The following is a 14,659-nucleotide window of genomic DNA, read 5'->3' as shown; positions in this document are numbered from 1 at the left end:
AGCCACCAGAGTCTTAATGAATGTTTGAAGAAAATACAAATGATATAACTATAAAACGGGTTTGCTGGGCGGGAGGAATTACTATTGATGCGTGGCAGTTCGCAAGTTACCGGTTTCACTGATTAATTATTATGTCGGACCTGCTAGTCTTTAACCTTATCTATTATTGGGTTTGATAAGATTAATTCAATTATTTATGCCGTTAATACGGCATGGAAAGCTATTTTTGTACCTAAGTTGTTCCACTTACTATTAAGGATGATTGCATGAAAAAGTTAGCTATTGCCACTCTGGCCCTTTCTACCTTGGGCTTCGGCGCTGCGGCACAGGCTGGCCAAAGCACTATTACCGCCGGATATGCGCAGAGCAAGGTGCAGGACTTCAAAAACATCAACGGCGTGAATATCAAATACCGCTATGAGTGGGATTCGCCAATCAGCGTTATCAGCTCATTTACCTATATGAGCGGTGATAAGGACGAATCGTACAATGTTTATCGTGATGTGGTTAATAATCATGCCGAAGTGAAATATTACTCGCTGTCCGTTGGCCCGGCATACCGTTTTAATCAATATATCAGCGTTTACGGGTTGCTGGGTTTGAACTATAACAAGGTTGATTACACGTCCTCCTGGAGCAATTACGCTTACGACACTTACGAATATATGGGTGAAGAAAGCGGTAACCAGAAGAAAACCTCCTTTATGTACGGCGTCGGTTTCCAGGTAAACCCAATGGAAAATCTGGCGGTGGATATCGGTTATGAAGGCTCCAGCCTGGATGCAGGCGGTAAAAATCGCTCTATCAACGGTTTCAACATCGGCATTGGCTACCGTTTCTGATAGTTGAATGAGCCAGGCCTCCCCGAAGGGAGGCCGAACACGCTTACCCCATTTTTGGATAGACCCCCGGCCCGATCGGCAGGCCGAGTGCGTACCACGCCAGCAGCAGCAAAATCCACACGGCAAAGAACACCAACGGATAAGGCAGGATCAGCACGTAATAGGTGCCGAGCTGGGCATCTTTGCGGTAACGCTGCAAGAAACCGAGGAACAGCGGCAGGAACGGCGACATCGGTGCCAACGGCAGCACCGAGGAGTCGGCAATGCGGAAGATCATCTGTGCGAACGCCGGGTGGAAGCCCAGCAGCATAAACATGGGCACAAAGATCGGCGCCAGAATCGACCAGATAGCAGAGCCGCTGGCGATAAACATGCACAGGAAGGCGGAGAGGAACATCAGGCCAAGGAACGCAGGGGCGCCGCTCATGCCGGCGGCTTCCAGCATGTCGGTCAGGCCGATGGCCATAAACTTGCCCATGTTGCTCCAGTTAAAGAACGCCACGAACTGCGACAGCGGAAACACCATCACAATAAAGCCAGCCATGCTTTTCATCGGCTCTATCAGGTGGTGGGGAATATCGTCAGGCCGCTTGATCTGTTTGGTCACCACGCCATAGGTAATGCCGACGGTGAAAAAGAACAGGATGATGATCGGCACAATGCCTTTAATGAACGGCGATGGGATCACCGAGCCGGTTTTCGGATCGCGCAGCGGGGCGGCTTCCGGCACCACCAGGGCGGCGATAATGGCGATAAACACCAGTGCGGCGATGCCACTCATCATCAGCCCGCGGTTTTGCAGCGGGGTCAGCGCCTCGATCTTGTCCTCCGCGCTGCCGTGCCATTCTGGCAGCCTGGGTTCAATAAACTTATCGGTCAGCAGTGCGCCGGCGATGGTCAGCACGATCACTGAGGTAGCCATAAAGTACCAGTTGTCGATCACACTGACGTGAACGGCGGCGTCTACCGCTTTGGTGGCCTCGGTACTGATCCCGGAGAGCAGCACGTCGGTGGTCACGATCAACAGGTTGGCGGTAAAGCCGGAGGCCACCCCGGCAATAGCGGCTAATAGCCCGGCTATCGGGTGGCGCCCCACCGCCAGGAACATCAGCGCGCCGAGCGGCGGCATCACCACCAGTGCGGCATCCGATGAAATATGGCTGAAGAAGGCGATAAACAGCACCATGTAACTGGCATAGCGGGCGCTAACGCGTGAGGCCATTTTGTACATCAATGCCTGCAACAGCCCGACTTTCTCGGCCAACCCTGCACCGATGACCAACGCCAAAATGGCACCCAGCGGCGCAAAGCTGCTGAAGTTATGAATGATATTCGGGAAGATCCACTGCATGCCCGCCACGCTCATCAGGTTATTCACCTTGATCAGCTCGCCGGTGGCCGGGTTCTTCACCGCCACGTCCAGCCAGGAGAACAGCGCGGTGGCCAGCATTAAAACAACGATTAAATAGACGAACAGTAAAAATGGATTGGGGATTTTATTCCCGATGCGTTCTACCCAGTAAAAAACGCGGCCGGGGCTTTTATTCGCTGACGTTGTGACCTCACTCATTGACTTACCCTCTGTGTTTGTCCTGTTGTGTTTATTTTTTATTATTTGATTTAATTATAATTATTGTTACTGGCCCGGTTTGCGGGCCTTTGCAGCGTAGTCGTTATTTTAACGGTGAAGGTTTAATGCCCGCGGGGATTGGGCAACTGTAGGGGTGTTCTGCGCGTTGGCGTTTGAACTCTTGTCGGCAGTCTGCCAGAAGGTTGCTGTCGCTCAGCAGTTCGATGGCAGTGGCAGCCATGATCTTGCCCGCCAGGCACATGCCTTTGTGGGCGATAGAGGTACGGCCCTGTGCTACCAGTTGCCAGGTGTGCAGCGGGGTGCCGAATGCAAAGCACGGGCTGAAGCACTGCGCGGTCGGTGCCACCCAGCTGACGTCGCCTACATCGGTCGATCCGTACAACAAATCCTCCGATGCCACATAAGGTGCGACCTCATCCATCAACACCTTGTCACCCAACTGCTGTACCCATTCACGGCCAGCCGCACCGCCGGTACGGGCGATATTCAGCCTGGCATTGCGCAGGTCGTCCTTGTTCAGCGTTTGGCGGATCTCGGTGGCGAATCTGCGCTCCTCCTCACTGTATTCCGGCAGGCCGAAGTCACAGACATACCGATACATCACCTGCTCCATGCTGCGGTTCGGCACGTAGTTGGAGCAGGCCTTATCGAAACGCACCGTCATTTGGGTGTCGGTCATTAGCGCCGCGCCTTTAGCGATGTTGATCACCCGCTGGTAAATATCCTGCGCCTGATCGAGCTGCGGCGCGCGGATCAGGTACAGCACTTCTGCGTCGGCTTGCACCACGTTGGGCGAACTGCCGCCGGTGTTGGTCACCGCATAGTGCAGCCGCGCTTCCTGCACGATGTGCTCGCGCAGGAAGTTAGCGCCGGTGTTCATCAATGTCACCGCATCCAGCGCACTGCGGCCAAGATGTGGCGAGTTAGCGGCGTGAGCGGCGATCCCTTTGAACTGAAAGGCTGCCTGAATATTGGCTAAGGTGCTGGTGTTGAACATGCCGCTGAAGCCTTCGGGGTGCCAGGTGAGGGCGGCGTCGACGTCATCGAACAGCCCTTCGCGCACCATGAAGGTTTTACCGGAACCGCCTTCTTCGCCGGGACAACCATAGAAACGCACGGTGCCGGTCAAGCGCTGCTGCTGCATCCAGGCTTTCACGGCAAAGGCGCCCGCCAGCGCGGCAGTGCCCAGCAGGTTGTGACCACAGCCGTGGCCGTTGCCATTTTCCACTAAGGGTTCTGGTGTGGCGCAGCCTGACCGTTGACTGAGCCCGGCGAGGGCATCGTACTCGCCCAGCAGGGCGATCACCGGCTGGCCGCTGCCGAAGCTGGCGATAAACGCGGTTTCAATGCCGCCAACGCCACGTTCAAGCGTAAAGCCTTCCTGCTCCAACGCGTCAGCCAGCAAATTGGCGGAATAGGTTTCGGTAAAGCGTGTTTCAGGGTGATCCCAGATACTGTCGCTCAGTGCGCTAAAACGTGGCTGGTGTTGGTCAATGTAGTGATTGATAAATGCCAGCAGTTGCGGATGGCTCATGCTTTGCTCCTGAAAGTAGGCAGGTTCAGCGCCAGAGACGCCAGCGTTTTCACCGCAACCGCCATGACCTGTTCGTTAAAATCAAACTTCTCGTTGTGGTGCCCCGCGCTCAGTTCGGTACCGAAAATCACATAGGAGGCCTGTCCGCCGTGGGATTTGACCCGTTCCATCATGTAGGTCGCGTCTTCTGAACCGGCAGCCTGCTCACGGCGATCAACGACGGAGGACAGCTCTGTGATGCTCTGCGCCTGTTGGTGGATATAGTCCACCCAGGGTTGGGTTGGTTTGCTGCTTTGTGCCGCCCCCATCAGTGTGACGTTGTATTCCACACCGTGCATTTTGGCTGCCCCGTCGATCACGTTCAGTGCCTGTTGGTAGACAAATTCGTTGATGGCGTTGGTGGCGCCACGGGTTTCCACTTTCATAAAGGCCTGATCGGCAATCACGTTACGGCCAGTGCCGGCGTGCAATACGCCGACGTTGATGCGTGAACTGCCTTCGCTGTGGCGTGGGATGGCGTACAACCCTAATGTGGCCTGCGCCGCCGCCAGCAGGGCATTACGGCCATCTTCCGGTTTGGCACCGGCATGGGCGGCTATGCCGCGATAGGTCACATCCAGCTTGCTGGTCGCCATAAAGCTGTCGCTGCCGCACACCAGTTCACCGGCGGGTACGCCAGTGCCAATATGCACCGCAGTGAAGAAATCAACGTCGTCCACCACGCCGGCTTCCACCATGGATTTTGCCCCGCGGGTGCCTTCTTCCGCCGGTTGGAAAATCAGTTTGATGGTGCCGCTAAGCTGTGGTGCCAGGCGCTTGAATACGTGTGCCAGCCCCAGGCCAATGGTGGTGTGGCCATCGTGACCGCATGCATGCATCATGCCGCTGTTGCAGGAGGCGAACCCTTCGCGGAACGGCAGGTGGTCCGGCTGTAGCTTTTCGTTGAGATCGAGCGCGTCCATATCCACCCGATAGGCGATCACCGGGCCAGGGCGTCCGGTGTCCAGCGTGGCAACAATACCGGCGAAACCGCCGGAAAAGTGCGGCAGCCATTTTTCCAGCGCACCTTGTTCACGGGCGCGTTGTTCTTGCCTTTGTAAGGCTTCGGCTGACGGAAGCCCCATGCGTGCATCGGCATTAATGACTTCGCGGCCCAGTTGCAGGCGATAGCCCAGCTTGTCCAGTTCTTCAGCCACCAAAGTGGCAGTGCGGAACTCAAACCAACCGGACTCGGCATAGCGGTGGAAGTCACGGCGCCAGGCCTGGAGTTGCGGGTACAAATCGGTCACCAACATCGAAAGCGGATTATTCATTGGGATATCTCATTAGTTATCGCGCCCAGATAAACGCTGGGCAGCAGTGGTGCTCTGAACTGGAATCAGAGGGTGAAACTATTTAATGAAAATGGCGTATTTAGTGACTAACTACCGTGAAGAGCGCTTATCGCCGCAGAAAATGTGCTTAATTAAGCGAAATAAGAATTTGGTTATTTATTATGTTTTTTTCGAATGTACACAATGGAATCAGGCTAAATAAGATGCCAATATCTTGCTATTGATAAACAACGGTTATCACCCTTTGCCTATGCCCGCCTCAATAAAATTGCACCAATTACGTGCGTTTGTCGAAGTCAGCCGACAGGGCAGCATCCGCGCCGCCAGCCGCACCTCACGCCTTTCACAGCCCGCACTGACCAAGTCGATTCAGGAACTGGAACAGGTGCTGGGAGCCAAGTTGTTTGTTCGCCGTAGTCAGGGTGTGGTGCTGACCGACTGCGGCGATAACTTTTTCCAACATGCCAGTCTGATCCTCGAAGAACTTCGCGTAGCGCAGGAGGATATTCAGCAACGGCTGGGGCTGGCAGGGGGATCGGTGAATATCGGCGTCGGCGGCAGTATTGCGCGAACGGTGATGCCACAGGTGATTACCCAGTTTCATCGTGAATACCCGAAGGTTAAAGTCAGGATTGTTGAAGGGCAGTTGGTGTCGATGATCCCGGAGCTGCGCCAGGGTGAACTGGATTTTACCGTCAATACCTATTACCCCAGCAGCCTGGATAACGAATTGCAGTACGAACGGCTGATGGAGAAAGAGTACAAGGTAGTGGTACGGAAGGGCCACCCGATGGAAGGGGCCACGTCGCTCAAGCAATTGCAGCACTGCGACTGGACCATGCCGACGCCAAAAGGCAGCTATTACCGGCTGCTGCATGATTTGTTCGGGGATTTGGGGATGGCGCCGTCGATCAGTGTCACCTGCGAGACTTTTATGGCCTGCACCAGCCTGGTGGCGCAAAGTGACTTCGTCAGTATTTTATCGGTAGATGTGATCTCTGATCCGATATTGGGCAAGCATTTGGTGCCGCTGGCGCTAGAGGAAAGTCTGCCAAAGGCGACGTTTTATCTGATTCAGCGTAAAGACACCACGCTGACGCCGATGGGCGCACACTTGGCGCGCTTGTTTCGGCTGCACTGTCGGTGAGATTAGCGCCCCCGAAGAGGGCGCTGATGCTTAGAATGCCACGGAACCCTGCACGAAGAAGGTGCGCGGTTCACCGACGTACTTACCAAAGTTGTTGTCGTTGGAGCGGGTGAAGTAGCGCTGATCGAACAGGTTTTTTACCCCGGCACCCAGCGTCAGGTTCGACAACTGCGGCCCAAAGTTATACTCCCCACGCATATTCCACACCATATACCCGGCGATGTTACCAAACTGGCCGTCGGCGCTTTCCTGGGTCACGTAATCCGGCCCGGTGCCCGGAGAGTGCTGCTTGGACTGAGCATAGCTGTCCAGATTCCACACCCAGTTACCTGTGGCGTAGCGGGTGCCGACGGTATACACCTGGCGTGAATAAAACGGCAGGTCTTTACCGGCGAAGTCGCCTTTGTCGGTGCTGGCCTTGGTGTAGGTGTAGCTGGTATAGACGCTGGCGCCGTCCAGCATGCGGCTGAGTTCGCTGAGATCATAGCTGAGTGCCAGCTCGATCCCCTTGTGCTTGGTCGCCCCCATGTTGGTCCAACCCACATCGTTGCTGATGTACTGCAATTGGTTGTCGAAGTCGATGTAGAACAGCGTGGCTTCGGCTTTGACGATGGTGTCGTCATAGCGGGTACCGAACTCATAAGTATGGGCTTTTTCTGCTGTCAGGCCCGGTGCCGGCTGGTTGCCGTTGCCGCCTTTGGTCAGCTGGAAGTATTGCATGCTGCCGAATGAGGTATTGGCGTTGGCGAACAGCTTCCAGGCGTCCGACATGTGGTACATGACATTCAGTGACGGCAGCGGTTCGCTGTAGCTCTTCTCGCGGCTGATGTTGTTGAATGAATCATCGACATGGGTGCGAATGCTTTCATAGCGCAGGCCAGGGGTCAGCGTCCAGTTACCGACGTTAATGGTGTCGTCAATGTACAGTGCGTGGGCCGCCGTGCCGCCGGAGGTGTGCTGGTAGTAATCCGGGGTTTCCGGCGTGGAGCCGATATTCGCCGGGTTGTACCAGGCGGAGCGCGAGGCTTTCTCGTCCATGGTTTCGTTCAGGTAGCGGTAGCCGAGGGTGATCTCGTGTGCCATGTCCCAGAAGCGGAAGACCTGCGAATAGCTGGGTTCAATCGCCCAGGTGGAGTAGTGGCGCGGGTAAGACACCATGCGCTTCATACCGGCGTTTTTGCCGGTGCCTTCCGATTCGATACTGCTACCGCGATAGCTGTCGGTGAAGTAAGTCAGTACTTCGAACTGCTTGTCGTCTTCCTGGTGCTTATATTTGAACGACATGTCCTTGCGACGGCCTTCAAACTGGTCCCACGGGCGGGTCGACTGGAACGGGTTTTGTGCGTACTGCGCGCTGCTTAGCCCGCCCGGCATTCCTGCTTTGGCATCGTAATAATGGAAATTGGCCAGAAACTCATCACGATCGGTAAACGCATAGCGCGTTTTCAGCATGACGTCGTCGATATCCGTGTTGTCATTATTGTCGCGATAGCCCTGGCCGTGCAGGCCGGAATACAGCAGTTCTGCGCCGAAGCCGTTGTCAGCGGTGCCACCGAGCGAGGTGCTGGTCAGGGTTTTCAACCCGCCGTGGCTGGCCCCCTGGGTTTGCACGCTGGCTGAGCCACCAAAGGTTTTCGGAATGTCTTTGGTGACAAAGTTAATCACGCCACCGACGTTTTGTGGCCCGTAACGCACCGCACCGCCGCCACGTACCACGTCAACCGACTGCAGGCTGCCAATCGACAGCGGTGCCATCGACAGCTGTGGCTGGCCGTAAGGGGCAACCGCCAAAGGTACGCCGTCCATCAAAATGGTGGAGCGGGGAGAGAGGCGAGACGTCAGGCCGCGCACACCGACGTTGAGCGAAATATCGCTACCGCCGGTGCCATTGCTGTCGCGTACCTGTACGCCAGGCACGCCACGCAGCGTATCGGCGATGGTCTGATCGCCTTGCTCATGCATCTGTTGTTCGGTAACGATGGATCTTGCGCCAGGGTGGTTAAGCAATACGGAGCTGGTGTCGGGGTTATCCAGCCAGTTGCCAACAACGGTTATGTTGTCAGTGGGCGTTTGGTTTTGAGATTTATTATCAGCAGCAAGGACGGGTAGCGCCATGGCAACGGACGCTGCCAACAGAGAAAGACGAAAAAGGATTGACATAATAATGCCTTAAAAGTTTCAAACCCAGATGTGTTTTTTTAGAAATGACAATCTTAATGATAATTATTGGCAAGTAAATAACTTTGTTGCGGAATAATTCAGCGGGCAATTAAATGACGACAGGAACGTCAGGGCCCGGCTGACGGGCCCTGTGTGAGGATTATTTCGCGGTGACCCAAAACACACCGCTGTAATCCAATGCGGTGAATTTGTGGTGTACCATTTCAATATCCGCTTGCGGATCAATATCTTTAAATAAGTCCGGATGCAGGAATTTGGCGATCGCCTCGACCGCGATGAAATTCAACGGCGTATCATAGAATTGGTGATAAATCGCCATTACGCGTTTTTCTTTGACGGCCTTCAGCACGTTCAGACCGGTGCGGTTCATCAACACAGCCAGCTTTTGCTGAGTGGTGGCGGCATCTGTTGCGTAACCCAAGGGGACTGCCATCGTGCCTTTATGGCCGCGACTCCAGTCAGCACCCGTCATCAGATAGAAATCCGGGTTGCTGGCGATCATCTGCTCCACATTGACTTCGCCGCCCATTTCCGCAAACAGCGTGCTGCCGATGTTGTTGCCACCGGCGGTATCAATAAACTGGCCAAAACTGCCTTTGCCGAAGGTGTTGCAGCATTGCTCGCCTTTCATGCCGGCACTGCGTTCGATAAATACACTAGGGCGTTGCTCTGGCTTGAGCGTCGCCACCCGTTGGCGTACCAGAGCGAGCCGTTGCTGGTAGAGCTGAATAAAGGCATCGGCGTTCTGCTGTTCATCAAATACGTTGCCCAACAGCTGCATGCTGGCGACGGTGTTCGTGAGGGGTTGTTGGCGGAAATCGATAATCAGCACCGGGATGCCGATTTTTTCCAGTTGGGTCAACACGCCGCTGTCTTTCAACTTGCTCAACAGGCCGATGTCGAAAATGATCAGATCTGGCTTACGAACCACCGCGCTTTCAACGCTGAAATCACTGACGTATGGGTTATCGAACGTGGGGATCTGCATCACCTGCGGGAATTTCTTCGCGTAGGCCTCCACCAGATCTGGCGCTTTGACCTTCAGTGAATTGTCCCAGGCGATGATGTTTTTCAACGGCTCCTGCGGGTGCAGGATATTCAACGCCAGCAGTGCACGGGCATCAGCCAGGATCACGCGTTTCGCCGGTTGTGGCAGGGTAACCTGGCGGCCGGCAACGTCGGTCACGACGATTGGCGCAGCCTGAACGGCACTGGCTAGCAGCAGGGCGCAGGCGGCCAGCCAACGGCTGGTTTTGGCAATAAGAACGGCGAGCATGGAGATCCTTGAGCATGGGGCGTTGAATAAAGAAGCTAATGATAATCCATATCCTTTCGCTTTTTGAACACCCCAGTGCGGATATCTTATGCTTTACCCATGAGTGGGTCGCTGACGCTGTGTTCGCCCGTTTCCAGCCTGCCCGCCAACCGCCGTCGCCAGCCATGGGAACCTTCTAGTGAAAGATCGTACCAGCCGCCGCTGGTTTTGGCGTCAAAGGCTTGCTGATGGCGGCCACCTGCCGGCAGTTCAATGTGCCAAGGGCCATGTTGCGTATAGGGGCAGCGGGCGATCGTTACCGTTGTTGTCTGGCTACCGGGGTTCGTGAGCGTGAGCGACAGGCCGTCACCCTGTGGGTTCAAACGCACTTCCGGCTGTGATTGGAGAAGGGTGCCGCGTAGCTCACGGTGAAAGCCGTTGGGGCCGAGTAGCCACAGATGGTATTCGTCTGTTGTTGACCAGTTATCGCTGACGGCTTTGCCGGCCTCGACGGTATAGCGCTGTGGGATCTGATCCAGATTCAGCCGATCGTAAACGTGGAATACCGCGCCTTGCGCCCCGGTATTGTAGAGATTGAGCGTCACCCTGTGCTGCTCGGGGTAGCTGGTGGCCTCAACGTGCAGTTGATAAGGCAGTGCACGTGATGGACGCGCCAATCGGGATTGGTGTGGCAATTGCTGCTTATCCGCGGGGGGCAGAGGTACCTGCGGCAACTGTTCCTGTCGTTGGCGCAGGCTGTCGGCGGCGTGGCGACTGATGGCCGGCAAACGGGGTAAGGTTTCTCCGTTCGGATCGACAAAGTTGAACGCGGAGGTGAGATCGCCGCACACCGCCCTTCGCCAGGCACTGATATTCGGTTCATGCACCTGAAAGCGTTTCTCCAAAAATTGCAGTACCGAGGTGTGGTCGAACACCTGTGAATTGACCCAACCGCCACGGCTCCAGGGCGATAGCACCAGCATGGGCACGCGTGGCCCGGGGCCATAAATACGGCCGTCCGGTGGGGGTTGGTCCTGCGAGCCAGGTGGAGCAACGTGTTGAAAGATTTCACTGTCGAACGGCACCGTCGATTTGCCGGCAAAGCTGCCATCTTCGCGTAGCGATGGCGCGGAAGGTGAAGGCATATGATCGAAGAAACCGTCGTTTTCGTCGTAATTGACCAGCAGTACGGTCTTGCTCCACACCTCGGGGTTGTCGGTCAGCGCATTGAGAATTTCTTGCGTAAACCAGCCCCCCTGCACCGGACTGGACGGCCCGGGATGCTCCGAATAGGCTGCCGGTGCGATAATCCAACTCACCTGCGGCAGTTTGCCCTGCTGAACGTCGGCGCGGAAACCGGCTATCATCGCGCCCAAATCATTGCCGTTGGCGGCGGGCAGGGTATTGCCATTCCCTTTGTACAGCGGCGCTTCGGCATTGAGTTCATCGCGGTAGGGCACAAAGGCGGTGAAGTCTTTCGGCGGCTGCGCCGGATTACCGACCTTAACGCTGGCGGCGCGGTATTGGCGAAAACCTGCCAAGGGGTTGTCGGTGAAGTTATCCGGCAAAAATTGATAGACCTTCCAACTGACGCCACTGGCTTCCAACCGCTCAGGATAGGTATGCCACTGGTAACCGACCTCTACGGGGCCGGGGCTGTCCCATTCGTTAACCACGACCGCGACGTCGGCCGCAGTCGGGCCGTTGGTCCCGGTCCAGTGGAACAGGCGGTTGGTATTGGTACCGGCGTGGATCGAACAATGATAGGCGTCGCACAGAGTGAAGGTTTCTGCTAGCGCAAACTGGAAGGGCAATTCGTGGCGGCGGTAATAACCCATCGAGGTCGGCGTTTTGTACGTGGGCCAGGCGCTCATGCGGCCGCTGTCCCAGGCGGACTGTTCGTCTACCCACGAGTGGGGTGTACCGCTAACCCGTTGAGCATTTCCGCGTTTGCTGTCCAGGTGATAGGGCAAGACCAGTCGATCTGTCCCTTGTTGTTGCCACACATGGCGATCGTCGGGCAATGGAATGGTAATACGATCGCTAAAGCCGCGCACCCCAGGCAGCGTGCCGAAGTAATGATCGAAAGAGCGGTTTTCCTGCATCAGGATCACGACGTGTTCGACATCGTTAATCGTGCCGGTGCGGTTATTGGCCGATATTGCCAGGGCTTTACGGATCGAGGCAGGTAACAGTGAAAAAGCCGATCCGATGGCGGCAGCCCGCAGTACTTCTCTGCGCGAAAAATCAGGCATGCGTCGTTTTACTCCCCAAGGTTTGCTTTGAAGATAGTCGTTAACGACGGTAATGGCGAAAAATAACAAGGAGATGAAAGGGGGAGAAATAATGCCCCGGATCGGGGCATTATTGAGGAAGGCTTATTGCCTGATCAGGCGACCCAGTGTGGGTTCGGCTTCAAAATCGCTGCGGAACGGGTTGATGTCCAGACCACCGCGGCGGGTGTAGCGGGCGAAAACGCTGAGTTTTTCCGGCCGGCAGCTTTGTTTGATGTCGTTAAAAATGCGTTCGACACACTGCTCGTGGAACTCATTGTGCTGGCGGAAAGAGATCAGGTAGCGCAGCAGGCGCTCGCGATCGATTTTCCGGCCTTGATAGTGGATCACCACGCTGCCCCAGTCCGGTTGGTTGGTGACCAGACAGTTGGATTTCAGCAGGTTGGAGGACAGCGTTTCCGTCACGGTTTCCGCTTGATCGCAGGTTGCACCGTGCAAATATTCTGGTTTGAAGTCAAAGTCATCCACGGCGATGTCCAGATCGTCAATATTGATGCCCGGCAGGCGATCTATTTGCGATGAATAACCGTCCAATCCTGGATAGAGTTTGACGCCGACCTGACCGTTGGCGGCCTGCGACAGATCTTTTTGCATCGCGGCGCTCACCTGTTCAACGCTGTCAAAGCGCGTCTGGTTAAAGCTGTTGAGATACAGCTTGAATGACTTGGACTCAATCAGATTGGTGGAAGAATGCGGCAGAGTGAACTCGCCAATGCCAACCACTGGCTTGCCTTTGGCGTTGAGCCAGGACAGTTCGAAGGCGGTCCATAAATCCACGCCGTGGAACGGCAGGTTTTGTTCATCTACACCGATCAGATCACGGCCGCGTGCGCGCGGCAGGGCCTCGAGCAATTCGGGAGCATACTGGTCCGGGTAATCGGAGTTAGCGCCAAGATGGGTGATTTTATCTTGTTTTTTGATATGCATATTCGTTGCTCCTTGCAAGATCGGTATTGATATAGCGGTTAAACAGACTACGAGCGGCGTAAATCGGGCCGACGCCCACCAGGGCATAGACCACCTTGATCAGGAACTGCGACAGGATCATGGTTTTGATGATGTCCCAGCTCAGGACGTTGTAGAACGCCAGTGTACAGAACACCACGCTGTCGATGGCTGAGGCGACAACGGTACTGGTGATCACGCGCACAAACAGGTAGCGGGAGTTGGTCAACTCTTTGATTTTGCAAAGCAGGTAGGAGTTAACATTCTCGGAAATTAAATAAGCCGCAGAGGAGGCAACCAGTACCGCCATAATGCTGTGGACGATACCGTCATAAGTTTTGCTGAACTCCCATTGTGGAATGCTCGGCACCAGGGTGGTGGCCCAAACGCCCAGCACAAAAATCAGGTTGGCCATAAACGAGATGATGATGGTGCGCCTGGCCAATCGTAGTCCGTAAAACTCGTTTAAAATATCGACGAGGATAAAAGTGAGAGGATAAATAAAAATGGCTGGTGGTGTGATCAGGTTTAACGCGGGAATTTGAATCGGCTTTACGCCGCACAGCGTTGAAAAAATATAAATCACGCTGAGTGCCACGGTAATGATCAAGTAGGCGTACCAAGAGCGCTCATGGCGATCGCTAAGTTCATAAGCGGTTTGCTGCTGATTGTTGCCATAAATCTTGCGGTACAGTGCCTGCAGTTCATGTCGGCTAAGATCTTCCGATATTTCGCTGTCGGCCAGCTCATTGAGCCCCATAGTGATGGTTTTGCCGGTGGCTAATACCATGACATTGGCCGCGAGGGTGCCATGCCGGGTAAAGCCCAATAGCTTGAACTTTTGATTAGGTTCCATTTATAGCCTTTCTCCAAAGATATAACCCAGGAATTGCACGGTATCCTGATTGTTTTTCTCCATGCTGCTTTCTTCTTTGTCATTAATGACAAAGAAACCGTTTTTTCCCGAGTGATACAATAAAGGCGAATTGCAAACCAGCACCGGCGGGCGTTTTATAATAATGACCTCGCCAGGGATAAATGAACCTTTTATTTCGGTCTCTATTTTCATTGCTACCATATTTGACTCATCGCCGAAGAAATAAGTCAAAGGAAACTCTGTCACCAACTGCCCAATCTTCCAGCCCGTAACGGATAAAAATCGCGATTGAGGAATAACAGGAATGGCAGAAGGGTTTTTATTCCCTTCGGTTGAAAGGGTTTCGTTGAGCAGCTCCAGTTTTTCCAGATCATAGTCTTCGATCTCCTCACAGGAAACGCCAAAGAAGTCTGAAATCCGGTTAACGGTGGCTTGCTGCACATTGTTGACCTTTCCATCCAGGATTTTATAGATGGTGGTGCGTGTCAGGCCAGTACGGTTAGAGAAGGATGCCTTGGTTTCGCCCCGTGTGCGCATCAGATATTCAATATTCTTAATGATGTTGACTTTGCGCTGGGCGTTAGTGGTCTTCATAAGCATTCCTTACAATATTCTGGCCGGCTTTACTATATCGCACGCACCGGCATTGTCCAGAACGG

General features: G+C 54.6%; 11 protein-coding genes. 2 read left to right on the top strand and 9 right to left on the bottom strand.

The window, feature by feature from the left end:
• Positions 1–266: 266 nt before the first annotated feature.
• A complete protein-coding gene (locus tag ACI2J2_RS16825) occupies positions 267–842 on the top strand; it encodes an Ail/Lom family outer membrane beta-barrel protein (RefSeq protein WP_209637408.1) in 576 nt (191 codons plus the stop codon).
• Between the two features lie 43 nt (positions 843–885).
• Here the strand turns inward: ACI2J2_RS16825 and abgT are convergent, their stop codons facing one another.
• From abgT to ACI2J2_RS16810, 3 genes are all read right to left on the bottom strand, one after another.
• A complete protein-coding gene (gene abgT / locus ACI2J2_RS16820; protein ID WP_265555975.1) occupies positions 886–2,412 on the bottom strand; it encodes a p-aminobenzoyl-glutamate transporter in 1,527 nt (508 codons plus the stop codon).
• A gap of 103 nt (positions 2,413–2,515) precedes the next feature.
• The gene (locus tag ACI2J2_RS16815) at positions 2,516–3,967 is read right to left on the bottom strand and encodes a M20 family metallopeptidase (RefSeq protein ID WP_404760475.1); all 1,452 of its coding nucleotides are present in this window, start codon (positions 3,965–3,967) and stop codon (positions 2,516–2,518) included.
• Positions 3,964–5,280, bottom strand: a complete 1,317-nt coding sequence (locus ACI2J2_RS16810) for a M20 family metallo-hydrolase (RefSeq protein WP_209637414.1) — start codon at positions 5,278–5,280, stop codon at positions 3,964–3,966. The genes ACI2J2_RS16815 and ACI2J2_RS16810 overlap by 4 nt, the downstream gene beginning before the upstream one ends.
• A 271-nt stretch (positions 5,281–5,551) precedes the next feature.
• On the opposite strand from ACI2J2_RS16810, the gene ACI2J2_RS16805 reads away from it, so the two are divergent.
• Positions 5,552–6,448: a LysR family transcriptional regulator gene (locus ACI2J2_RS16805; RefSeq protein ID WP_209637635.1), complete on the top strand. Its 897-nt coding sequence runs from the start codon at positions 5,552–5,554 to the stop codon at positions 6,446–6,448.
• A gap of 30 nt (positions 6,449–6,478) precedes the next feature.
• On the opposite strand, the gene ACI2J2_RS16800 is transcribed toward ACI2J2_RS16805, so the two are convergent.
• The 6 genes from ACI2J2_RS16800 to ACI2J2_RS16775 all read right to left on the bottom strand — a co-directional run bounded on the left by ACI2J2_RS16800 (position 6,479) and on the right by ACI2J2_RS16775 (position 14,594).
• Positions 6,479–8,608: a TonB-dependent receptor family protein gene (locus ACI2J2_RS16800; RefSeq protein ID WP_404760474.1), complete on the bottom strand. Its 2,130-nt coding sequence runs from the start codon at positions 8,606–8,608 to the stop codon at positions 6,479–6,481.
• 160 nt (positions 8,609–8,768) lie between these two features.
• Positions 8,769–9,905, bottom strand: a complete 1,137-nt coding sequence (locus ACI2J2_RS16795) for an ABC transporter substrate-binding protein (RefSeq protein ID WP_265555978.1) — start codon at positions 9,903–9,905, stop codon at positions 8,769–8,771.
• An 86-nt stretch (positions 9,906–9,991) separates the two neighbouring features.
• Positions 9,992–12,139, bottom strand: coding sequence for a phosphocholine-specific phospholipase C (locus ACI2J2_RS16790; protein ID WP_404760473.1), 2,148 nt, complete (start codon positions 12,137–12,139; stop codon positions 9,992–9,994).
• Positions 12,140–12,262: 123 nt separating this feature from the next.
• Positions 12,263–13,105 carry an NADPH-dependent 7-cyano-7-deazaguanine reductase QueF gene (queF, locus tag ACI2J2_RS16785; RefSeq protein WP_209637422.1) on the bottom strand — a complete coding sequence of 281 codons (843 nt, stop codon included), beginning with the start codon at positions 13,103–13,105 and terminating at the stop codon, positions 12,263–12,265.
• Complete coding sequence (locus ACI2J2_RS16780) at positions 13,083–13,979, bottom strand: queuosine precursor transporter (RefSeq protein ID WP_037416671.1); 897 nt, start codon at positions 13,977–13,979, stop codon at positions 13,083–13,085. The genes queF and ACI2J2_RS16780 overlap by 23 nt, the downstream gene beginning before the upstream one ends.
• Positions 13,980–14,594 carry a helix-turn-helix transcriptional regulator gene (locus ACI2J2_RS16775; RefSeq protein ID WP_209637424.1) on the bottom strand — a complete coding sequence of 205 codons (615 nt, stop codon included), beginning with the start codon at positions 14,592–14,594 and terminating at the stop codon, positions 13,980–13,982.
• Between the last annotated feature and the right edge of the window lie 65 nt (positions 14,595–14,659).

This window comes from Serratia sp. NPDC087055 (assembly GCF_044900985.1).
In the GTDB taxonomy this organism is placed as follows: domain Bacteria; phylum Pseudomonadota; class Gammaproteobacteria; order Enterobacterales; family Enterobacteriaceae; genus Serratia.
Note: the sequence above shows the minus strand (reverse complement) of the source record. Positions and strands in the feature narration are given on the sequence as shown.